Source organism: Microvirga subterranea, from assembly GCF_003350535.1.
In the GTDB taxonomy this organism is placed as follows: Bacteria; Pseudomonadota; Alphaproteobacteria; order Rhizobiales; family Beijerinckiaceae; genus Microvirga; species Microvirga subterranea.
Genome location: NZ_QQBB01000005.1, coordinates 319,738 through 342,600, shown reverse-complemented (window position 1 = coordinate 342,600; position 22,863 = coordinate 319,738). Strand labels below are relative to the sequence as shown.

At 65.7% G+C, this 22,863-nt stretch carries 19 protein-coding genes and 1 tRNA gene; 10 read left to right on the top strand and 10 right to left on the bottom strand.

Features of this window, described 5'->3' with window-relative positions; all coding sequences use genetic code 11:
• Positions 1 to 13: 13 nt before the first annotated feature.
• From DES45_RS14910 to galE, 3 genes are read left to right on the top strand one after another with little or no spacing between them, the layout of a single operon-like run.
• Complete coding sequence (locus tag DES45_RS14910; protein WP_114770800.1) at positions 14 to 1,201, top strand: polysaccharide pyruvyl transferase family protein; 1,188 nt, start codon at positions 14 to 16, stop codon at positions 1,199 to 1,201.
• Complete coding sequence (locus DES45_RS14905; RefSeq protein ID WP_114770799.1) at positions 1,201 to 2,418, top strand: hypothetical protein; 1,218 nt, start codon at positions 1,201 to 1,203, stop codon at positions 2,416 to 2,418. Before DES45_RS14910 ends, DES45_RS14905 begins: the two co-directional genes overlap by 1 nt.
• A 53-nt stretch (positions 2,419 to 2,471) precedes the next feature.
• Positions 2,472 to 3,467 (top strand): UDP-glucose 4-epimerase GalE, encoded by a 996-nt coding sequence (gene galE / locus DES45_RS14900; protein ID WP_114770798.1) that lies wholly within the window; start codon positions 2,472 to 2,474, stop codon positions 3,465 to 3,467.
• Positions 3,468 to 3,562: 95 nt separating this feature from the next.
• Here the strand turns inward: galE and DES45_RS14895 are convergent, their stop codons facing one another.
• The 4 genes from DES45_RS14895 to DES45_RS14880 form a co-directional block, all read right to left on the bottom strand.
• Positions 3,563 to 5,992 carry a penicillin acylase family protein gene (locus DES45_RS14895; protein ID WP_114770924.1) on the bottom strand — a complete coding sequence of 810 codons (2,430 nt, stop codon included), beginning with the start codon at positions 5,990 to 5,992 and terminating at the stop codon, positions 3,563 to 3,565.
• Between the two features lie 332 nt (positions 5,993 to 6,324).
• Positions 6,325 to 6,993: a glutathione S-transferase family protein gene (locus DES45_RS14890; RefSeq protein WP_114770797.1), complete on the bottom strand. Its 669-nt coding sequence runs from the start codon at positions 6,991 to 6,993 to the stop codon at positions 6,325 to 6,327.
• Positions 6,994 to 7,006: 13 nt separating this feature from the next.
• Complete coding sequence (locus tag DES45_RS14885; protein WP_114770796.1) at positions 7,007 to 7,789, bottom strand: VOC family protein; 783 nt, start codon at positions 7,787 to 7,789, stop codon at positions 7,007 to 7,009.
• Between the two features lie 8 nt (positions 7,790 to 7,797).
• Complete coding sequence (locus DES45_RS14880) at positions 7,798 to 8,151, bottom strand: DUF1428 domain-containing protein (RefSeq protein WP_114770795.1); 354 nt, start codon at positions 8,149 to 8,151, stop codon at positions 7,798 to 7,800.
• Positions 8,152 to 8,353: 202 nt separating this feature from the next.
• On the opposite strand from DES45_RS14880, the gene DES45_RS14875 reads away from it, so the two are divergent.
• The 7 genes from DES45_RS14875 to DES45_RS14845 all read left to right on the top strand — a co-directional run bounded on the left by DES45_RS14875 (position 8,354) and on the right by DES45_RS14845 (position 18,020).
• Entirely contained in the window at positions 8,354 to 11,731 is a 3,378-nt protein-coding gene (locus DES45_RS14875) for a VCBS domain-containing protein (RefSeq protein WP_147282416.1), read from the top strand.
• A 93-nt stretch (positions 11,732 to 11,824) separates the two neighbouring features.
• Positions 11,825 to 14,014, top strand: coding sequence for a CHASE2 domain-containing protein (locus tag DES45_RS14870; RefSeq protein ID WP_245571729.1), 2,190 nt, complete (start codon positions 11,825 to 11,827; stop codon positions 14,012 to 14,014).
• Between the two features lie 110 nt (positions 14,015 to 14,124).
• Positions 14,125 to 14,565 carry a c-type cytochrome gene (locus DES45_RS14865; RefSeq protein WP_170151516.1) on the top strand — a complete coding sequence of 147 codons (441 nt, stop codon included), beginning with the start codon at positions 14,125 to 14,127 and terminating at the stop codon, positions 14,563 to 14,565.
• 53 nt (positions 14,566 to 14,618) lie between these two features.
• Positions 14,619 to 15,464: a DUF1194 domain-containing protein gene (locus DES45_RS14860; protein WP_114770791.1), complete on the top strand. Its 846-nt coding sequence runs from the start codon at positions 14,619 to 14,621 to the stop codon at positions 15,462 to 15,464.
• A 93-nt stretch (positions 15,465 to 15,557) separates the two neighbouring features.
• Entirely contained in the window at positions 15,558 to 15,812 is a 255-nt protein-coding gene (locus DES45_RS14855; RefSeq protein WP_114770790.1) for a hypothetical protein, read from the top strand.
• 94 nt (positions 15,813 to 15,906) lie between these two features.
• The gene (locus tag DES45_RS14850; protein ID WP_114770789.1) at positions 15,907 to 17,520 is read left to right on the top strand and encodes an SUMF1/EgtB/PvdO family nonheme iron enzyme; all 1,614 of its coding nucleotides are present in this window, start codon (positions 15,907 to 15,909) and stop codon (positions 17,518 to 17,520) included.
• A gap of 14 nt (positions 17,521 to 17,534) precedes the next feature.
• Positions 17,535 to 18,020: a DUF4399 domain-containing protein gene (locus DES45_RS14845; protein ID WP_245571728.1), complete on the top strand. Its 486-nt coding sequence runs from the start codon at positions 17,535 to 17,537 to the stop codon at positions 18,018 to 18,020.
• Positions 18,021 to 18,122: 102 nt separating this feature from the next.
• Here the strand turns inward: DES45_RS14845 and DES45_RS14840 are convergent.
• From DES45_RS14840 to DES45_RS14815, 6 genes are all read right to left on the bottom strand, one after another.
• Positions 18,123 to 18,198, bottom strand: a tRNA-Phe gene (locus DES45_RS14840).
• A gap of 100 nt (positions 18,199 to 18,298) precedes the next feature.
• Positions 18,299 to 18,499 (bottom strand): DNA gyrase inhibitor YacG, encoded by a 201-nt coding sequence (yacG, locus tag DES45_RS14835; RefSeq protein ID WP_114770788.1) that lies wholly within the window; start codon positions 18,497 to 18,499, stop codon positions 18,299 to 18,301.
• Positions 18,500 to 18,518: 19 nt separating this feature from the next.
• Entirely contained in the window at positions 18,519 to 19,169 is a 651-nt protein-coding gene (locus DES45_RS14830; RefSeq protein ID WP_114770787.1) for a Maf-like protein, read from the bottom strand.
• Between the two features lie 112 nt (positions 19,170 to 19,281).
• Entirely contained in the window at positions 19,282 to 20,136 is an 855-nt protein-coding gene (gene pssA, locus DES45_RS14825) for a CDP-diacylglycerol--serine O-phosphatidyltransferase (protein WP_114770786.1), read from the bottom strand.
• A gap of 44 nt (positions 20,137 to 20,180) precedes the next feature.
• Complete coding sequence (locus DES45_RS14820) at positions 20,181 to 20,882, bottom strand: phosphatidylserine decarboxylase (protein ID WP_114770785.1); 702 nt, start codon at positions 20,880 to 20,882, stop codon at positions 20,181 to 20,183.
• Positions 20,883 to 20,936: 54 nt separating this feature from the next.
• A complete protein-coding gene (locus DES45_RS14815; protein ID WP_114770784.1) occupies positions 20,937 to 22,847 on the bottom strand; it encodes an ABCB family ABC transporter ATP-binding protein/permease in 1,911 nt (636 codons plus the stop codon).
• Positions 22,848 to 22,863 lie beyond the last annotated feature (16 nt).

Here is a 22,863-nt window from a genome sequence, read left to right as displayed (position 1 = left end):
GGAGAACCCTCACATGAAACGCATTCTCGTCATCAGCCCGTCGGGTGAAGTCTACAACCACGACAATGTTCGCTGGTACAACTACAAGGACATTCAGCGCAGCATCAACCACTACCACAATATCGGCGACGCCTTCGTGTTTGACTCGTCGCTCAAGCTGCTCAACTACGACAAGCTCAATGCCCTCGAGATCGTCAATCCGAAGTTCGAGGATATGGATCGCATCAATGCGGAATACGACTACGTCTTCCTGCGCGGCTCGAACTACGTCCACAACAGCATGCGCTGGAACCAGACGATCGAGGTCCTGAAGCGGCTCAAGATCCCGGTCATCGCCTGGGGCATCGGCGCGCAGGCCCCCGTGAAGGGAAAGATCGAACTGTCCGACGAGACGAAGACGGTCCTGCGAATGATGGCGGATTCCACCACGTCGATCGGTGTGCGCGGCGCCTATTCGGCGCAGGTGCTGTGGGATATCGGCATCAAGAACGTCCGAATCGTCGGCTGCCCCACGGCCTTCCGCCGCAACAACCCCGATCTCGAGATCAAACTGCCGCCGCTCGACGCGATCCGCTCGGCCGGCATCACGCTCCGCCGTGAGGTGTCCGCCACCTATGCGCAGGACATCAAGCAGTACCTGACCTTCCACCGCGACCTCGTGAAGAGTCTGGCGGCACGCTTCGACGTGGTGCTGATGGCCCAGGGCGAGGTGGAAGAGAAGAAGATGGTGTTCGGCACGCCGGAGCAGAAGGAAGAGGCTTTCGCGGCTCTGCGCGCCAACAAGACCGTCAACGACTGGTACATGGACGAGACGATGGAGAAGCTGCATCGCGAGCGGCTGTTCTACTCGGACGTGGTCGCGGACTACGAGGACCTGGTACAGCAGAAGGACATGGTGCTCGGCTACCGCCTGCACGGCAACCTGATGGCTCTCGCGAACGGCGTTCCGTCGATCTACTTCACCTACGACAGCCGGACGGTAGAGTTCGCCGAGACCTACCAGATCCCGAGCTTCGACGTGTTCTCCGGCAAGGAGTTCAAGCTCGAGGATTACTGGGACCAGTCCCTGTTCGATAAGTTTAACCGGGCCTATCACCACACCTATCGGGAGATGCGCCAATTCCTGGTCGAGAACGGGGCGGACACAAAGATGGTGGACGTGATGGCCAGGCCCGAGAAGGCGCAGCTGAAGGCGGCGTAATGGTTCGCTCGACCAGATCCGCAGGAGCGCTCCTTTCCGCCCTGATGGTCGGGGCCGGCTGCTTCGCCGGCTCACCGGTCCGGGCGGAGAAGGCGCCGGAGGCATTCCTGTCGGTCAAGCCTGCCGGGCCGATGGAAGACGTCTTCGACTGGTCGCGCGACGCCTGCGTAAAGAGCCACGTGCCGGATGCTCCGGCACGTGCCTTCCGGAATGCCGACGGCGAGGTCCGCCTCGTCATCAGCCACAACGACAACCGGGTCCATGTCGGCCGCAGCCTCGACACGGTCGCGCGGGACTGCACGGTCATCCATGAGGCTCATCGGTCGCCCAAGCTCCGGGAATTCGACGACCTCTCGTGGATCAGCGGCGTCTACACCCGGGACGGCAAGACCGTGTACGCCCTAGCCCACACGGAACTGCGCGGCGAGCGCACCCCTGGTCAGTGCCCGGCAGGCACCTACTCGGCCTGCCTTCTGAACACGGTCACGGGGCTTGTTTCAGAAGACGGAGGCCGGTCGTTCAAGCCTGCCGCGAATGGCGGCAGGCCGCCCGTGGTGGCCACCCTGCCCTATTCCTACCCGACCGATCGGAAGTCCCGGGTCGGCTACGCCAATCCGACGAACATCATCGAGCGCGACGGCTGGTACTATGCCTTCATGTTCGCCGACGGCTACCGCGCGCAGGGGCGCGGCAATTGCCCCATCCGCACGCAGAATCTGGACGATCCGACCTCGTGGCGCGCCTGGAACGGCCGGGACTTTTCCGTGCGCTTCATCGACCCGTTCCGCGACAAGGCCGAGGACCCGGAAGCCCATGTCTGCGCGCCGGTCGCCTCCCACGCCATCAACCGCATGATCGGCGGGCTCGTGACCCATCGCGCCAGCGGCACCGTCATCGCCGTGTTCGGCGACAAGCGCCAGCTGCCCGACGGCCGCCAGGTGGAGGGCATCTTCGCGTCGACCTCGGCGGATCTCCTGACCTGGAGCGAACCCTCCCTCGTCATGGAGGCGGAACTCCTGTGGGATCTCGCCTGCGGCGACAAGGAGGCCTTCTTCTATCCGAGCCTCATCGATCCCGACGCCGAGACCCCGTCGTTCGAGGATTTCGGCGACAAGGGATACCTGTATCTCGCGCGCTACCAGAACTTCAGGAACTGCAAGGTGACGTGGGACCGAGACCTCGTGCGGCTGCCCGTCACCGTTCAGCGGAACCGCTGACTCCAAACGCTTCAACCCGCTCCTCATCCGGAGCCTCAACGACAAGGTCGAACATGACTGTATTGGTAACTGGGGGCGCCGGGTACATCGGCAGCCACATGGTTCTCGCTCTGGTCGATTCCGGGCAGGACGTCGTGGTGCTCGACGATCTGAGCACTGGCTTTCCCTGGATGATTCATCCGAAGGCGACGTTCGTGAAGGGCGATTGCGGTGACGAGGCGCTCGTGTCTCAGATTGTTCAGGATCACCGCATCGAAGCCATCGCCCACTTCGCGGGCTCCATCGTGGTGCCGGATTCGGTCGTCGATCCGTTGGGATACTATCTCAACAACACGGTCAAATCGCGCGCCCTGATCAGCGCCGCCGTCCGCAACGACGTACGGCGCTTCATCTTCTCGTCCACGGCGGCCGTCTACGGCGATGCCAAGGAAAGCCCCATCTCCGAAAGCACACCTCTCAATCCGGTTTCGCCTTACGGCATGTCGAAGCTCATGACGGAACTCATGCTGCGCGACACGGCAGCCGCCCATCCGCTCAGCTACGTCATCCTCCGCTATTTCAACGTAGCAGGTGCCGACCCGCAATGCCGCAGCGGGCAATCGAGCCGGAGGGCAACCCACCTGATCAAGGTCGCCACGCAGGCGGCGCTCGGTGAGAGGACCCACCTTGACATCTTCGGCACGGATTACCCGACGGCCGACGGAACCTGCGAGCGCGACTACATCCATGTCTCGGACCTCGCCCATGCGCATCTTCTCGCGCTCGACTATCTGCGCGGCGGCGGTGAAAGCGCCGTCCTGAACTGCGGCTACGGCCGCGGGTACTCGGTCCGGGAGGTCGTCGAGGCCGTGAAGCGTGTCTCGGGAGCCGCGTTCGACGTCCGCCATGCGGAACGCCGGGCGGGCGACCCCGCGACGTTGGTGGCGGACCCGACTGCCATTCGCGACAGGCTGAAGTGGGAAGCGAAGCTCGATCACCTCGACACGATCATCGCCCATGCACTCGCCTGGGAGGAAGCGCTGAAAGGCCGAAGCTCCGAGGCGGCCTGAACACCGCTTCGGGATCTCTCCCGTCCCTGAGCGGCATGATGGAAGGGGCTGGCCCAAGGCCAGCCCCTTCCTGGTTTAGCATGGATGCGTCTCGATCACTTCCTCGGAGTGAGTTGCAGGCGCTCGCTGGCAGCGTCCTCGACGGCCTCCCGTGAATAGAGCAAGGGCACGTAGTCGCCCGTCGCCCAGAGGGACGCGAGATCGCGGTAGTGCGGGCTGTAGGGATTGCCCGATTGGCCGGGAGTGTTGATCGCCCGGCTGTCGTCCCAGTTGCCGACATCCAGCACCATCCGGAACGATGCGCCGGACGTCACCTTGAAGGTGGACAGGTTGTAGCCTGCCGCGTGCGGAACGTTGTTGCCCCCGCCCATGGCGAGCGGGCCGACCGTCATCTGCGCCTGGGTCGCCTTGTCGGCCAGCGGCTTCAGGGCATGGTTGAACTCGGCCTGATGCAGGTTCCCCCATTTCCATTGCGCCATGTCATCGCCCAGTTGTTTGCTGACCTCGTCCGCCGCGGCCGAGAGGCTCTGCAAGAGAACCTTGTCTCGCGCAGCCGATTGGTCCGCTCCCAGAGCCTGATCGGGCTTTTCCAGATAGTCCACGACGGCCGAGAGGCTGCCATTGCCGATGATCGGGCGGGCGGCTTCAGGGGTGGTCGCAGCGATCGTGGCCCGGCCAAGGTGCTTGCTGCTCCAGACCTCGAAGAGCGCTGCGGCCGCGCTGTCCGCCGTCTCCCGCCCGTCCCAGTTCTGCAGGAGGGCAAGAGCCGCCTTCTGCTTCTCGTCCGTCGCTTGAAGCGGCTTCAGCAGCGCGATCAGCCGGAGGGCGATCTCGCTGGTGTCGTCGTTCTGCAGGTCCATGGCATCCGCAAGGGTAAACTTCGGCTTGGACTGAAGCACCTTCGTGATGCGCTGGAAGCGCGACGGATCCGCCCACTGGTCGAAGCCGATCTTCCGGTCCTTGATCGGGTAATCCGGCGGCAGGTTGTTCTGGTTCGCCGTGGCGAAGAAGCCCTGTGACGGGTTGAACTCCTTCGGCAGATCGGACAGCGGGATGAAGCCCTCCCATTCATAGCGACCGTCGCCGGGCACGGGCATGAGGCCGTCGTAGCTCACCCTCTTGGGCGTGAGCCCGCCGGGGATCCAGCCGATGTTGCCGTCCGTGTCGGCATAGACCTGGTTCTCGGACGGCGCGCCCCAGCGGTTCATCGCTTCGAGGAACCCGTCCCAGTTCTGCGCGGTCATGTAGTCGGACGAGCCGAAATAGGCCGAGGTGCCCGGATCGAACCACACCGAGCGCATGGCGAAGGCCCGCTGCTTGGCATCGTCCTTGGCCAGGACCGGTCCATGGCGCGTGAAGAGCAGCTCGACCTGGCGCGGCTGCTCGCCCTTCACCTCGATCGTCTCCGTCACCTTCTTCATGTCCTCCCAGCCGTCGCGGAACTTATACTGGCCGGGATTGCTCGGGTTCAGCTCGTAGACGTAGAGGTCCTCCTGATCGATCGCGAAGATCGTCAAGCCGAAGGCGATCTTGCCGTTGTGCCCGATGGAAATGCCCGGAAGAGCCGGTTCGCCGGCGCCGATCACGGACATGCCGGGCGCGTTCAGATGAACGATGTAGCGCAGGGACGGCACCCCGTGCGCTCGATGCGGATCGTTGGCAAGAATCGGGCGGCCGGTTGCTGTGCGGCTCCCCGAAACGACCCAGTTGTTGGAGCCGATGCGGTCCACATTCGCCATGGCCTCGTTGAGGAATTCCTCGTGCGAGTCCAGCGACGCCTTCTTCTGAGGCATGGCGAAGGACACATCCTTTGTGCCGAGCTCGTAATCCTTGAGCACGTCCTTCGGGATGGAGCACGGATCGAGGCCTGCCGGGACGGATGTCTGCCAGTCCGGCTCGAACTTCGTGCGCAGGCGGTCCGCATCGAGGCCCGCGGCGCAGGCCACCTGCGCACGGCGCACCTCGGACACCACGTTCCGGGTGAGGCCGTGGCTGCGGATCCGGACCACATCCTCCGGCTTCCACAGATCCGGCTGGGTTCCGGCGATCTTGAACTCCACCGGCGCGGGGCGCGTGCCGTCGCGCACTTCCTGCACGAAGGCGTTCACGCCTTCGACGAAGGCTTCCGTGTAGGTCTTGGCATTGGGCCCATAGGATGCCCATTCCTTGTCCATGTCGCCGCGATAAAGGAACATCCGGGCGGCGCGGTCCTGGTCGACGTAGCTCGGCCCGAAATCCTTGGCGAGCTGGCCCAGCCCGCGCTTGCGCCAGAGATCGATCTGCCAGAGACGATCCCGCGCCGCGTTGTAGCCCTGCATGAAGAAGGCGTCATGCTGGTTGGCCGTGTAGATGTGCGAGATGCCCCAGAAGTCGACGAGGATCTCGGCCGGCGCCTGCAGTCCCTTCACCTCGTGCGACGTGGTGCGCACCGCGCTCGACATCTCGGCGAGCGCCGGCAGGGCCGTGCTCGCGAGAAGCGCGCCCGCAAAGGGCAGCGCGCGTGCGGTTCTGGACAGCGTTTTCATCGGGGTTCCCTCCATGGACATACGGCGCGTCCGTTCCCTTTCTCCGGCTCCGGAGTGGCGTGCGGGATTCGGACAGGTCCGATGGTGGGTTGCCGACGAGACCCGGGACAATTGCGTTTCCGACGGGTCTGATCCGAGCCTGACGACGCTTGTCCTCGCGGCCTCGGACTCTACGTCTGCTTTCCGCGTCCGAGAGAGGCGCCCGTCGCCCCTCTCGGGTTCAGGTTCCTGAAATCACGTTACGCGGGGAGCGGACTCGATCTGCCGCGAACATCTCGCGACGTTCATCCGCACGCTCATCGATGTCCTCGGGGAGCGCGTCGCCCCCTCCGCTAGGCCGGCGTGACGAGATCCTTCGGCTCGTTCTCGCGGAACGGCCGGAGTTGCGCCTCGAGCGCGCGGGCGAAGGCAGGCCGGGCCTCGCAGCGCCGGCGGTAGGCATCGAGGTTCGGGAATCGTTCGAGGATGCCGGAATCGACCAGTTCCCGCAGCACGGTCGTCATCATCAGATCGCCCGCCGTGAACCGGTCCTCGAGATAGTCCCGGCCCCCAAGCCAGGTGCTGAGCGCGGAAAGCCGCTTGTTTAGTGCGGCCTCGGCCTGGGGCCGGCGCTCAACTGTCCAGGCCTCGCCGGCATGGAAAACGTCGAGCTGGACGAGATTCTGCACCTGCGGCTCGATGGAGTTCAGCGCCGCGATCACCCAGGTCGTCACCCGTGCACGGCCCGCCTCGTCCCGCGGCGCCAGCGCCTCCGACTTCCAGGCGATGTGCAGCACGATCGCGCCGGATTCGAAGATTTCGACGTCCCCGTCCCGATAAGCCGGCACCTGTCCGAAAGGCTGCCAGTTCCGGTAGTCGTCCGACTTCTGAACCTTAGGATCGATCAGCGTTGCCTCGTAGGGGATTCCCGCCTCCTCCAGGGCCCAGCGCACGCGAAGATCGCGGACGTAGCCCTGGGCGAAGGGCGGCACCCAGCGGAAGGCAGAAACGTGAATGCTCATCAAAGTCTCCTGATTATGCCTGGGCCTTGCGGGGGCCGACGGCACCGAACATCGCCCCCTGCGGATCGCCGGCGACGACGATGAAGACGCCGCCCGGCACCTCGGCGGGTCCGTAATGGATCGTGCCGCCGTTGCCCAACACGGCGCTTGCGGCCGCGTCGATGTCCTCGACGCCGAAATAGAAGGTCCAGGCCGGCCGCGGCCCATCCGGCATCCGCTTCATCACCGCCCCGATGGTCGTTCCATGGTGCGTGATAAACTGATAGTCGCCCATCTCGCCCATCGGCATGGCGTCGCCTTTCTCCCAGCCGAAGCGGGCGCCGTAGAACGCGAGTGCGGCCGCAGGGTCGCTGGTGGCGAGCTCGTTCCAGTGACAATGCCCGGTCTTCTCCTGCGAGAACGACGCACTCGTTCCATCCATGGCGCCGCGCATCACGTAGAACGGAACCCCCTGCGGATCAGCCACGAGCGCGAAGCGGCCGACGCCCGGAATGTCGGTCGGCGGCACATATTGCCGGCCGCCTGCGTCCAGGATTTCGGCCGCCGCCGCATCCACGTCGCGGACAGCGATATAGCCGAGCCAGCCCGGTTGCATGCCCGTATCGCAATCCTCCGGCGGGATGGTCATGAGACCACCCACGTCGGCGCCGCCGACCCCGAAGATGTTGTAGCCGCGCACGGATCCCTCGGCGGGCCGTGCCTGCCAGCCGAGCACCGCACCATAAAAGGCGGCAGCGGCGTCAGCCTCCGTGGTCATGAGTTCGTACCAGATGAAGTCCCCATGCTGATTGGTCATGCGGCACCTCAGACGTCGAGGATTGGCGCGAAGCCGCCGAAGATCATGCGCTTGCCGTCGAACGGCATCTGCTCGCCCATCGCCTTCATGCGCGGATCGGTCATGATCTTCTGGTTCGCCGCATCGCGAACCTCCTTCGAGGGGTATTCGATCCAGCTGAACACCACGATCTCATCATCCGTCGCCTTCACGGCGCGGCGGAAATCCGTGAGCTTGCCGTCCGGCACGTCGTCGCCCCAGCATTCGACCATGCGCGTTGCGCCGAACTCCTTGAACAGCGGCGCCGCCTCGGCGGCGTGCTTGCGGAAGATCTCCTTCTTGTCGGCCGGCACGGCCAAGACGAATCCGTCCACGTATGCCATCGGCGTTCTCCCCTGCTCTCTGATGTCGCTGCTCGGAGCAGCGTCGCTCCACGTCCAGAAACGTTGATATCAACATGATTGCTTTCTGTCAAAACTCCGTTTGCTCGACCGGTGTCGTCGCAGCCGCCATGTGCTGAGATTTCATTCCGGTAGGAAGGACTTCGCAAAAGCGCTACTATCGTTGCGACACAAGGGGCCTGCTGTGTACCAATCCGGGGACGGCGCCACTGTTTTCGACATTTGGGTCGATGCTGAACAGGCGTCGGGGGAGAATGTTGACGCCGACGGCATGATCGTCTTCCCGGATGCCGATCTTCTCTTCACAGCCGATTTCAAGAGATCCGGCGCCGATCTGCTCCTCATCGGTCAGGATGTGACGGCCGTCATCACGGGCTATTTCAAGGATGATCGACGACCGAACATCAGGACCCCGGAGGGCGCGAGCCTGACCGGAGAGACCATCGATGCCCTCGCCGGTCCCGACCCTCCCGGGCAATATGCGCAATCGACCGATACGACGGCGGCACGGGTTCCGATCGGCCGCGTCGAAAAGGTTTCGGGAACGGCGACCGTCCTGCGTAACGGCGTCCCGGTCGAACTTCATCTCGGCGATCCGGTCGCGAAAGGCGATGTGGTCCAAACCGCCGCCGACTCATCCCTCACCATCAAGCTCAACGACGGAACGGTCTTCGGTCTCTCGTCCAGCGCCCGCATGGTGCTGAACGAGATGGTGTATTCCGCCGACTCGCAGTCGAACTCCGCTTTCTTCACCCTCGTGCAGGGCGTCATCGGGTTCGTGGCCGGACGCGTCGCCAAAACGGGCGACCTCAAGGTCGACACGCCCGTCGCCACCATGGCGATCCGCGGCACGGCCGTTCACACGGAAATCGCGGCGTTGAGCGGCGTCACGAAGATCTCGCTGCTTACGGAGCCGGACGGTTCGGTCGGATCCTTCGTTCTTCTCGACAAGAACAACCCGTCACGGGTTCTCACCACCATATCCGATGCACGATCCGCAACCATTCTCACGCCGCGGGCGGCCTCGGACCTGAGCATCACGCAGGTGACGAAGACCGCGGACGAGTTGCGCGGCGAGAGCGATCTCGTCCGCGACCTGTTCCAGATTTTCGCGCCGCAGCAGCGGCGAGGCAGCAGCGACTTCGAGCCGGGCCCCATCGTCCCAGCCAATCTTCTGCACGACGCCCCGTCCGTCGAACACGCGCTCTTTTCCATCACGCCCTATATTCCTGAACTTGCCACGCCCCGGGATGCGAGCTTGGCGCCACTCATATCCCCGCCTGCGCCGATCCGCGGCAACGCCGTGGAGGACGGTCCGCTGGAGCGTCTCGATTCACCGGCGGTGACCGGCCCGAACGGCGCCGTGTCCGCGTGGCTGGTGGATGTGCCGGCGGTCCTGCCTCCCGGCGTTCGCTATGTTGAAGCTTCGCGCACGTTCACGTTGGATCCGTCGCACCCGGCCTATCAGCATCTCGGCGCGGGTGATAAACAGACCGTCACGGTCAACTACAGCCTCGTGGTTGCCGGCAGTCGCGTTCCGGCATCCGTCTCATGGACCGTGAGCGGCGCGAATGACGCTCCCGTCGTCCGGGGTGACGTGACCGGCGCGGCCACGGAGGACCGATCCGTCTCGACGCTCTCCGCCTTAGCGAAGGCGTCCGACGTGGATTCCGGCGCGACCCTCACGATTGTGGACCTGCCGTCGTCCCTTCCTCCGGGAGTGACCTATGACGCGGCGACCAAGACCTTCCGGCTGAACCCGGCCGCGTACCAGTCCCTCGCGGCGGGCGCCCAAACCGTCGTCGTGGTCGATTATACAGTTTCGGATGGGATCGCCACGGCACCTGCATCGGCGTCGTGGACCGTCACCGGCGCCAACGACAGCCCGGTGATCACCTCCGCGGCACCGTCGGGAACAGTCACCGAGGCGGCCGAACTCGTGGCCGGTGCAACCACCGTGATGCATAGCCAGTCGGGTGCCATCACGTTCACGGATGTGGACACGCCGGACACCCATACGGCAACCTTCGTGCCGCGGGACGCCGGGTATCCGGGCACCTTCAGCCTCGACACGTCCGCCATCGACAGCGGCGGCACCGTGGGCTGGACGTTCTCGGTGGCGGACAGCGTGCTCGACTCCCTCGCGGCCGGTCAGGTCCTGGTTCAGAGATACGACGTGACCGTCAGCGACGCGCATGGCGGCAGTGCGGTGGAAACCGTGACCGTGACGATCACGGGCGCGAACGACGCGCCCGAAGCCGCGAACGACATCATCGTCGGGGTCGACGAGGCCCGTCCCACGGTGCTCGCCCTGCTCTCCAACGACCGCGATGTCGATTCCGACGCCCTCAGGATCGTGCAATGGACCGCGCCGGCCGAGGGCTTTTTGTTCCAGACCTCGTCCGGGGACCTCGCCTTCGACCCGGGCGACGCGTTCAGCGCGCTCGGCGCCGGCGAGACCGCTACGGTCTCCTTCACCTATACGGTATCCGACGGCAAGGGAGGAGCGGATACCGCGAACGCTACCGTGCAGGTCCGCGGCGAGGGAACCTATTCGTCTCCGCTTCAGGCGGATGCCGCCGACGCCGTTCTCGGGTTCAACCAGCAGACGGTCACCCTGACGATGGAGGCGCCGTCCGCCACCACGACCGCGACGGCGGAGCTCGGTTTGACCATCGACCTGGGTCCGGTCGTGCAGCCGCAATCGAACATCCTGTACCTGGTCGACGTCTCGGGCAGCACAGCCAGAGCTTTCGCCGGGACGCCCGTCGGGGATCTCAACGGCGACGGGAGCGCCAACACCGTTCTCGATGCGGAGATCGCCGGCCTGATCACCCTGACCGAGCGGATCAGGAGCCTCGGCTTTTCCCCCGAGGATGTCACCGTCACGGTCATTCCCTTCAACGGCAGCGCCGATCCGACCGACGACACAGGCACTCCCGCGCCCGGCGTGAACGCGGCGACGTTCAGCCTCGGCGAAGCGGGCGAGCAGTCGATCGCGAACTACCTGAGGGGTCTCGACGCCAGTGGCCAGACGAACTTCGCCGATGCGTTGCGGGTCGCCAACGAGAAGCTGCAGGGCCTCGACCAAGGCGGCGAAAGGAACTTCCTCTACTTCCTCTCGGACGGCAATGGGGAGGGCCCGATCAGAGGCGAACTCGCCACCCTGAACGATATCTATGGTGCCAAGATCACTGCCGTGGGGATCGGCGCGGATGCCAGCCTGTCCCAGCTCAACACGATCGACAACACGGGCGGGGCCTCACGGTTGACCTCGCCGGATCAGATCGACACGACCGTTCTGGGCCGGCCGCTCGGGTCCGGACAGGTTGTGGACGTCGCAGTCTTCGTGAACGGCACGGAGGTTCCGGAGATCGGTCCCGAGGATCTCGTCAGCACACCAACCGGCCTCGCGCTCGACGCGTCGGTGAGCGGCCTCGATCGGATTGTCGGCGAGGACAACGTGGTGACGGCGACAGTGACCTTCGCGAGCAACGAGGTCCTCACGACGCAGCTGACGATCGCAGGCGCCCTGCCACGCTCCACCGATTTCCTGCTTTGAGGTGCAGATGCTCCACATGGCGACTAGGGATCCCGCCGGCCCCACTGGCAAAATGCGCATCCGGTGCGACCGGGGTCGGAGAGGAGCCCTGCCGTGACGCGGGGCCTTCTCCGACGCATGCACGATTTCGGGACCGGCCGCATCGTCGCCCTGCTGCTCCTCGTCGAGCTTCTCGCACTGCGGATCTGGGATCCAAGGCCGATCGAGGCGCTCCGGCAGAAGTCCTTCGACATCTACCAGCTGCTCCATCCCCGCGAGGCGACGAACGATCTCGTCGCCATCATCGACATCGACGAGCCGAGCCTGCGGGCGCTCGGACAATGGCCCTGGCCTCGGACGATCATGGCCGACATCGTCTCGAAGGTGTCGGAACTGGGTGGTACCGTCATCGGGTTCGACGTGCTGTTTCCGGAAGCCGACCGCAGCTCCCCGGACGTGGCGCTCGAGACCTTCAAGGGGCTGGACGATGCGGCGCGGCAGGCGCTTCAGAGCCTGCCGAACAACGACATGATCTTTGCCGAAGCCGTGCGACGGGCGAAGGTGGTGCTCGGGCAATCGGGCTATCGTGTCTCGGGGACGGCACCCATCGACAGGCCGGCCGCCCAGACGGGAATCGCGACGCTCGGACCTGATCCCCGGCCCTTCCTGGTCGATTTCCCGCGCCTGCTGCGCAATCTTCCTATCCTCGACGAAGCTGCCAAGGGACACGGCCTTTTCTCGGTGATCCCCGAAGGAGACGGCACCGTCCGCCGGGTGCCGCTGGTTGCCCTCGCCGACGAGACCATGGTGCCATCTCTCTCGCTCGAGATGCTCCGAGTGCTGACGGGATCGGGCGCCATTCTCATCAGGACGGACGCCAGCGGCATCCGCAGCATCGCCGTGCACGATTTCGACATCCCGACGGACGGCAAGGGACGCATTTGGATCCATTTCTCCCCGCCGTCACCCGCCAAGTACGTCTCGGCGATCGACCTGCTGCGCGGGAACGTCCGGCCCGAGCAGATCGCCGGAAAGATGATCCTCGTCGGAACGTCCGCAGCCGGCCTGCTCGATCTCAAGGTAACGCCCGTTCATCCGGCCCTACCCGGTGTCGAGCTGCACGCGCAGCTCCTGGAGAGCGCCCTCACCGGCTCGACCCTGAGCCGCCCGAGCTACACCGCCTTCGTGGAGGTCTCGCTCGCCACCTTGCTGAGCCTCGCCCTCATCGCGCTGGCTCCGCGGATGAATGCCGGAACCCTGTTCATCCTGGGCGGCGCGACCGCCGTGCTGACGCTTGGCGTATCGTGGTACTGCTTCCGGTTTCTCGGACTTCTCATCGACTATACGTTCCCGCTCATCTCGGGCTTCCTCGTCTACGCGGTGCTGGTCTGCACGAACTACGTGTCCGTCTCGGCGGACCGCTACCGCATCCGCTCCGCCTTCAGCCAGTACATCTCGCCGGCCCTCGTCGAGGAACTGGCTCGCTCGCCGGAGAAGCTGACCCTCGGGGGCGAGCAGCGGGAGCTGACGGTCCTGTTCTCCGACGTGCGGGGCTTCACCGGGATCGCGGAGCTCTACAAGGGCGATCCGCAGGGACTGACGGCCCTCATCAACCGCCTCTTCACGCCGCTGACCAACGACATCATCGAGCGCAAGGGGACGATCGACAAATACATGGGCGATGCCGTCATGGCGTTCTGGAACGCCCCTCTCCTCGATTCCGCCCATGCGGCGAATGCCTGCGACGCGGCCCTTTCGATGCTGGAGAGCCTCGCGCGGCTGAACGACCAACGCCTGCGCGAAGCAGGCGACGGCGAGGAGGTCCCGCCGCTGCGCATCGGCATTGGCCTGAACACGGGCCCATGCGTCGTCGGCAATTTCGGCTCCGACCTGCATTTCAACTATTCGGTGCTCGGGGACACGGTGAACCTGGCATCTCGCCTGGAGGGACTGACGAAGCAATACGGCGTCCCGATCGTCATCGGGGAGAAGACGGCCCACTCCGTCCAGGGCCGCTTCGCGGTGCTGGAGCTCGATCAGCTTCAGGTGAAGGGCAAGACGGAGCCGGAGCGGATCTTCACGGTGCTCGGACGGGCGGACGTCGCCCGCAGCGTCGCGTTCCGGGAACTGGCGGATCTGAACGGGGCCATGCTTTCGGCCTACCGCTCCCGCGAATGGGCGCACGCCCTCGAGACGATCATCCTCTGCCGGGACCTCGGCAAACGCTTCGGGCTCGACGAGTATCAGGTGATGATGATCGAGCGGATTCGGCAGATGATCGACAACACGGCCTCGTTCAACTGAGGTGGCCGTTTGGCATAACTCAACGGGAGAACCGACCCTAACACTCATTCGCCCCTGTTCGCGGTCGCAGTCGAAGCGCATTCTGACGGCTGCAAGAGAGGATGCCGGTCATGCGAAGGATTTTTGTTGCCGCGGCAGGTGCATTGGTCGCCAGCGGGCTCGGCGTGTTGGCCCAACAGGGCGATCCGGTCCGTCAGCGCCAGGACCTGATGAAGAACAACCAGGAGCAGGTGCGACTGCTGACGGGGATGGTCCGGGGACAGGTCCCGTTCAATGCGGCCAATGCCCAAGCGGCCTTCGGGAGAATCGAGCAGAACGCTAGGCAGATCCCCGCCCTGTTCCCGCCAGGGACCCACCAGGGCAAGACGGAGGCTCTTCCGGTGATCTGGGAGCGCAAAGCCGATTTCGACGCCCATGCGGCCAAGCTCGAACAGGATGCCAAGGCGGCCCAGGCGGGGATCACCGACCAGGCCAGCCTGCAGGCAGCGGTCCAGCGCGTCGGCCAGAACTGCGGCGGCTGTCACCAGACCTTCCGCAAGAAGGAAACCTGAGGGAGCGACCGGAGGGCCGAGGGGGCAAAGCCCTTCCGTCAGGAGAGACTGCAATGGGGTATTTCAAGGCTCCGTGGCTACTCCCTGTACTTGCCGTCGGGCTCCTGCCTCTTGCCGGTGCCTGGCGTGGCGCTCCGACCCAGGTTGACCTGGCGCTGGTCCTCGCGGTCGATGTCTCCACCTCGATGGATCCGGATGAGCAGGACCTGCAACGGCAGGGTTATGTCGAAGCATTCCGGTCGCCTCTGGTCCATGAAGCCATTCGCAACGGCATGTACGGGCAGATTGCGGTCGCCTATGTCGAATGGGCCGGAGCTCATGCGCCGAGGTACCAGAGCTTGGTGGTCCCCTGGACGATCCTGAGCGGTTCGAGCGATGCCGCCTCTTTTGCCGACCGACTGGCGCGGGCCCCCGTTCACCGCGTGGCGGGGACCTCCATTTCGGAGGCGATCGACTTCAGCGTAGCCCTCTTCTGGTCGGGCCATCTCCTCGCCTCGCGGCGGGTGATCGACATTTCGGGCGATGGCTCGAACAATCAGGGACGTCTCGTCACGGATGCACGCGACGAGGCGGTCGCGCGCGGTGTGACCATCAACGGATTGCCCATCATGCTCAAGGCCCCCGACCGGCGAGAGAATGCGACGCTGGACGCCTATTATCGCGACTGCGTGATCGGTGGACCGGACGCGTTCATGATCCCGGTGCGCGCGCGGCAGCAGTTTCTCACGGAGACGAGAGCCAAGATCGTTCGCGAGATCGCGGGCAAGGTGACACCCTCCGCTTCGGTACAGCCCGCTTGGGCGCTGCCGCGGACCGACTGTGACACCAGTGAGAGCCTCTGGGACGATCCAGCCCCCTCGCCCCACGCTCCGGCACCAAGCGACGGGAGGGAATTGTAGGCCCTGACGCCTCGGCCGATGCGCACGCGGTGAGCTGGGAGAAGGCTCCCGGGAAAACCATGACCGGCGGGGCCATCTGAATCCGGAGTAGGCATGAATCCGACAGGCACCGCGGTGCGGATCGACATCGAACAGGAGCACCTGGGCGTCCTTAGACGCTCCCTCGAAGCGAGAGTGCGCGACCTGCATCTGCGGCTCGGGAGCGATCCCGGCGATGAGGGCTTCCGGCGAGAGGCGACGCTCGCCACGGAGCTTTTGCGGCGGGTGGAGGCGCTGGAGAGGCGCTCGGGCGGGCGGCCCTGGTGCCTCGACAATCTCGAGACGCAGCCCGAGGACGACGGGACCTGAGCCGAAGAGGGGATGCGGCGCAAGACCGTTCGTTGCCTCGACGGTGCAGTTGGGTGTACCTTCGCAGGATGTCGTCGTGCCATCGGGAGTTACCATGCCCGGAGAGAGCACATCGCATGTCATCGGCAGCCCGCGTCGGCTGGCGGCCATTCTTGCGGCCGACATCGCCGGATACAGCCGGCTCATGGGCTTCGACGAGGAAGGCACCCTCGCCCGCCTGAAGCGGCACCGGCGCGAGATGATCGAGCCGACGATCCAGGAGCATTTCGGCCGCCTGATCAAGACGACGGGCGACGGCTTCCTGGCCATGTTCGACAGTCCCCTTGAGGCCGTTCGCTGCGCCATCGTGATTCAGCAGTCGATGGCCGCGCGAAACACCTCGCTGCCGCCTGAGCAGTGGATCCGCTACCGGATCGGCGTGAACCTCGGCGACGTCATCGTCGATCCGGACGACGTCTATGGCGACGGCGTCAACATCGCGGCCCGACTTGAGAACATGGCCGACCCCGGCGGCGTCTACATCTCGGGCGGCGTCTACGAGCAGATCAAGAACAAGCTGGTCTGCGGCTACCAGTCGCTCGGCGACGAGAAGCTGAAGAACATCACGGACCCGGTGCGCATCTATCGCGTCCTGCCCGACCCGGCCGCCGTCTCCCGTGCGACCCATGCCAGATGGAAACGGGTGGCAGCCAGCCTCGTGGCGGTGCTGGCCGCGGCGGGAGCGGGATCCTACGTCCTCCTGTCGCAACGATCAGCGGTGGCGCCCGAGGTCGTCGCGAGCCAGCCGGCTCCTGCCACGGCGCAGTTGCAGGCCAGTCCGGCGCCGCCGCCAGAGCCTGCACCTCAGGCGACCGCCAACCCGCCCGGCCTGCCGCCCCCGCCTCCGCCCCTTTCGGGCGTGCTGCCGATCCCGATCCCGCAGGCGGCTCCCGCTGCTACCGCTCCGGCCGGCAACACCCAGGTCGCCGCGGTTCCGCCCCCGCAGCCTTTCAGCAAGCCGGCCGAGTCAGGAACGAGCCTGCGCGACTGCCAGGGCTGTCCGGAACTGGTGCGCCTGCCCGGCGGCAGCTTCCGGATGGGGAGCAGCGAGGATCCCTCCGAGGCGCCCGCTCATCTCGTCCGCGTCACCGCCTTCGCCCTGGGGCGGTATCCCGTCACGGTCGGCGAATGGAACCAGTGCGTGGCGGCGAATGCCTGCACGGCGGCGCTCGAAGGCAATGCGGCGGCTCCGGCCCGGAACCTGAGCTGGGCCGACGCGAAGCAGTTCGTGGCGTGGCTCTCGAATAGCACGGGCCAGAACTATCGCCTGCCGAGCGAGGCCGAGTGGGAATATGCCGCCCGTGCCGGCACCACCAGCCGCTACTGGTGGGGCGAGAAGGTCGTGCCGAAGATGGCGAGCTGCAAAGGCTGCGGCGGGGCCTACGATCCGCGCCAGCCCGCGCCGGTCGGCAGCTTCCCGGCCAATCCGCTCGGGCTTCATGACCTCGTCGGCAGCGTCGCGCAATGGGTCGAGGATTGCTGGCATCCGAACTACACCGGCGCTCCGGCCGACGGGTCCGCCTGGACCGAGCCGAACTGTCGCGAGAACGTGCTGCGCGGTGGATCCTGGCGGAACGATGCGAGCTATGCCCGGTCCGCGAGCCGGGCCTATTACGACAGCGGCGTGCGCTATCCGGCCCATGGATTCCGGGTAGCCCGTTCGCTTTAGGGAGGAGACCTGCGATGCATGCCAGCGCCCGCCAGGGTATGATTGCCGCCGCATTTGCCATTGGCGCCTGTTGGATCCCATGGGAGGCGCAGGCGCAGACCCCGGCGCCAGCGGACGCCTCCGTCTACATCATCTATCCGCGCGACGGGCAGCGGATCCGCGGCGGCTTCCCTGTGCGGTTCGGGCTGCGCAACATGGGCGTCACCCATGCGGGGGACAAGACGCCCAACATGGGGCACCACCATCTCCTGGTCGATGTGGACGAGACAATCGACCCTAACGAGCCGATCCCGACCGACAAGCAGCACCTCCATTTCGGCGCCGGACAGACCGAGACGCGCCTCGACCTTCCGCCCGGCAAGCACACGCTGCAGCTTGTCCTGGGGGACGCGGATCACAAGCCCTTCGCGCCGCTGCTCGCATCCAAGAAGATCACCGTGACGGTCCTGCCGCCCCGAACCCGCATCAAGCCTCCTCAGACCAGCCGGGCGGAGCGATAGCGCGCGGCCTTCAGTGCGCAGGTCGCACGTCTCGGTATCTGAGCGCGGCCGAGAGCCGAGCATTCAGAATGCGGATTTGAGATCAGAGCTGATTTAGGGGAGTGGTGCCCAGGGGCGGAATCGAACCACCGACACTGCGATTTTCAGTCGCATGCTCTACCAACTGAGCTACCTGGGCATTCGGCGTCAGCGCTTGGCTGTTCGCGTCGAGGCCGGTTGTATAGTCAGACCAGCGGCGCCTGTCTACCCGCTTCTGACATGACGGAGCGGAAAAATTTTCACGCCTCGCGATCGCCCTCGTTCCCGTCCTCGTCGTCCTCGACAGTGGGGATCGCGTATGTGCCCGAAAGCCAGCGGTTCAGGTCCACGTCCGCGCAGCGCTTCGAGCAGAACGGGCGGTAGTCGGGGTTCGTGGGCTTGCCGCAGATCGGGCACTTGCCGGCGGCGCCTTGCGGGTTGTTCTCGTTCGCGGGAGTCATGAAGCGCCCTCCTGCCTCGTCAGGCCGCGTTGAGCCAGGTGAACCGGACCGGATAGCCCTCCCCGTCCAGCAGGGCCACGGCCTCGTAGAGCGGCAGGCCGACCACGTTCGTGTAGGAGCCGACCAGCTTGACCACGAACGTGCCGGCGAGCCCCTGGATCGCGTAGCCGCCCGCCTTGCCGCGCCACTCGCCGGAGGCGAGGTAGCGCTCGAACTCGTCCCGCGAGAGGCGCTTGAAGCGCACCCGCGTCTCCACGAGACGCTCGCGAATCGCATCCTTCGGGGTCACGAGGCAGACCGAGGTGTAGACCCGGTGGGCGCGGCCGGAGAGCAGGCGTAGGCAGGCCGCCGCCTCGTCCACCACCTCGGCCTTGGGCAGGATGCGCCCGCCCGCAAGCACCACCGTGTCGGCGGACAGGATGTAGGCGTCCTTCAGCTCGTCGGAGCCGCGGGCCACCCTGGCGGCGATCTCGGCCTTCTGTCGCGACAGGCGCCGGGCCAGTTCCTTGGCGTTCTCGCCCTTCAGGGGCGTCTCGTCCACGTCCGCCGGCAGGAGCGCATCGGGCTCGATCCCTGCCTGCTGCAGCAGGGCGAGCCTTCGGGGCGACGCGGAAGCCAGAACGAGCTTCGGACGCCAGCTGGGATTCGACACCTCGGAAGACGACGCCACGAACGATCTCCAAACGCTTTTGAGGTCCGGTCCGGACCTGACGGGGAACAGGCCGCCTCCTCAGGAAGCGGCACTGTCGGCCGGTCACAAGATGGAACCGGCGAACGATGAATCAAGCCGCCGGCGGCGGCTCGGCTCCCGGCGCCGATGCCTCGGTCGCGACGGGAACGGGTTGCAGGGCATGCATGCGCTCGAGCTTGCGGTAGCGCATGACGCCGAGGGGAATCGTGCCGAGGAACAGCACCGTGATCAGGGTGAGCATCTCGAACGGGAAGCTGACCAGGAGCCCGAACACAGCGACGGACAGCACGAAGATCGGCAGGACCCAGTGGCGCGGCACCCGGCCGATGTTCTTTCCCGCATAGACCGGGATCGTGGACACCATCAGGAAGGCGAGGCCTAGGAGGTACACCAGCACGACCGGCGCTGCGGCCGCCTCCACAGGCACCCCGAGGAAGCTCAGGTAGAGCGGCAGCATCGACGTCACGGCTCCGGCCGGGGCCGGCATGCCGGTGAAGAAGTTCTTCTTCCATTCCGGCCGGTGGGGATCGTCCAGCATCGCGTTGAAGCGGGCAAGGCGCAGCGCCATCGCGATGGCGAAGACCAAGACGACGATCCAGCCGAGCGCCTTCAGGTCATGCAGCACGAAGCTGTAGAGGATCAGGGCCGGGGTGACGCCGAAATTTACGAAATCGGCCAGGGAATCGAGCTCGGCGCCGAAGCGCGAGGTCCCCTTGAGAAGCCGGGCGATGCGCCCGTCCACCCCGTCGAGGAGGGCCGCCACCACGATGGCGATCACCGCCGGCTCGTAGCGTCCCTCATAGGCCAGCCGGATCGCCGTCAGGCCGAGGCAGAGGGCGATCAGGGTGATGATGTTCGGGATGATGACCCGAACCGGAACCGGCTTGAACAGACGCCTCCGAGGCTCGTCCGGATCGGGCGCGAAGGGGGGGAACAGGTCACTCATGCGGAAATACTAGGGTCAGCCCAGGGGAGCGGCAAGCCAGAGCGCTAGCCGACCCGGAAGGGGCGCGACGGCTCCTTCGCGGTGAGATCGGCCAGGACAGTCTCGCCCGCCACCGCGGTCTGGCCGAGGCCCACGAGCACCTGGGTCGAGAGCGGCACGTAGATGTCGAGGCGGGAACCGAAGCGGATCAGGCCGAAACGCTCGCCGGCCCCGAGGGTGTCGCCGACCTTCACGAAGGACACGATGCGGCGCGCCACGAGGCCGGCGATCTGCACCACGCCGATCTTTGTTTCGCCGGTCTCGATCACGAGGGCGTTGCGCTCGTTGTCCTCGCTCGCCTTGTCGAGTTCCGCATTGAGGAAGAGGCCCGGCGTGTAGAGGATCTGGGTGATCCGGCCTGCGACGGGCGAGCGATTCACGTGGCAGTCGAACACGTTCATGAAGACCGAGATGCGGGTCATCGGCTCCTGCGGCAGGTCGAGCTCCGCCGGCGGGACCGCCGTGGTGATGAGGCTCACGCGCCCGTCGGCCGGCGAGACCACGAGGCCGTCCCGGATCGGGGTGACCCGCGGAGGATCGCGGAAGAAATAGCAGACCCACACCGTCAGGATCGTGCCGATCCACCCCAGGGGCGACCACAGCATGGCCAGCAGGATCGTCGCAACCAGGGCGATGAGAATGAAGGGATAGCCCTCCTTGTGGATCGGGACGAAGATGCGGCGCATCGATTCGAGGATATCGGTCATTCTTCAGGGCCTTGATGGATCGTGGGAGGGGGATGGCAGGAGGGGCGGGTTCCGTCAACCCGCCACGCTTTCCTCGCTGTGCGCTTCCTGCTCGACCCGCTTGAGGGTTTCGCGGGCCTCGTCCACCTGGCGCTGGCGGTTCCACATGGCCGCATAGACGCCGCCCTGGGCCAGCAGGCTGGCATGGGTGCCGCGCTCGACGATCCGCCCCTGGTCGAGGACGATGATCTCGTCCGCGCCGATGACGGTGGAGAGCCGGTGGGCGATCACCAGGGTGGTGCGCCCGCGGCTGACGCGGTCGAGGGCGTCCTGGATCTCCTTCTCGGTGAAGGTGTCCAGCGCCGAGGTCGCCTCGTCGAGCACCAGGATCGGCGGTCCCTTGAGAATGGTGCGGGCGATGGCGACGCGCTGCTTCTCGCCGCCGGAAAGCTTCAGCCCGCGCTCGCCCACCGGCGTGTCATACCCTTCGGGCAGCTGGCCGATGAACCGGTCGATCTGGGCGAGGCGCGCCGCCTCCCTCACCTCCTCGGCCGAGGCGTCCCAGCGGCCGTACTGGACGTTGTAGCCGATGGTGTCGTTGAACAGCACCGTGTCCTGCGGAACCATGCCGATCACCTTGCGCAGGGAGGCCTGCTGCACATCGGCGATGTCCTGGCCGTCGATGAGGATGCGCCCGCTCGTCGGCTCGTAGAACCGGAACAGCAGGCGCGAGATGGTGGACTTGCCCGCGCCCGAGGGGCCGACGATGGCGACCGTGTGGCCGGCCGGCACCTCGAAGCTGACTCCCTTCAGGATCGGACGCTCGGGGATGTAGGCGAAATGCACGTCCTCGAAGCGCACCACGCCGTTCGAGGCCTGGAGCGGCTTGGCGTTCGGCCTGTCCTCGATCTCGGGATTGCGCTCGATGATCCGGAACATGTCCTCGATGTCGATGAGGGCCTGCTTGATCTCGCGGTAGAGCATGCCCATGAAGTTCAGCGGGATGTAGAGCTGAACCAGCATCGCGTTCACGAGGACGAAGCTGCCGATGGAGACCCGGCCCGCAATGATGTCCCGCGCGGCCAGGATCATCACGATGGTCATGCCGATGGAGAAGATCACTGCCTGACCCGCATTGAGCACCGCGAGCGACGTGTAGGTCTGGGTCGAGGCCTTCTCGTATTTCTCCATGGAGCGGTCGTAGCGCTCGGCCTCCCGGGCCTCGGCTCCGAAATACTTCACGGTCTCGTAGTTGAGGAGCGAATCCACCGCCTTGGTGTTGGCGTCCGTGTCGGACTCGTTCATCCGCTTGCGGATCGAGATCCGCCACTGGGTCGCCTGGTAGGTATAGCCGAGATAGATCACCACCATGACGAAGACGACGGCCGAATAGGTCCAGTCGAACTCGTACGCCAAAATCCCGAGCACCAGCACGAATTCGAGGATGGTCGGCACGAGGGTGAGCACGACGAGACGGGACAGCTCCTCGATGCCCTCGCGGCCGCGTTCCAGGACGCGGGTCAGGCCGCCGGTCTTGCGCTCCAGGTGGAAGCGCAAGGACAGGCGGTGCATGTGCTCGAAGGTCTGGAGCGCGAGGTTGCGCACCGCGTGCATCGCCACCTTGGCGAAGAGGCCGTCGCGGATCTGGGTCAGCACCGCCATGAGGATGCGGGTGACGCCGTAGATAATCGTAAGCAGGACCGGAGCCCGCCAGAGCCAGGAACCGGCCGTCGCCGCCGCCTCGGTCCCCTGTCCGGCGGCGCCGGTCACGGCGACGAGCGCATCGGTCGCCCATTTGAAGGCGAAGGGGGTGACCATCGTGACGCCCTTGGCGACCAGGAGCAGCCCGAAAGCCAGGAAGACCCGGCGCTGGAGGTCGGGCCGGCCGTGCGGCCAGAGATAGGGCCAGAGCTTCTTGATGGTGGCGACCAAACCGCTGGACCGCGAGGCGGGCGCGCTCGCGGCAGGGACGCTGGAGGGGGACATTTCTTAGAATCCGATC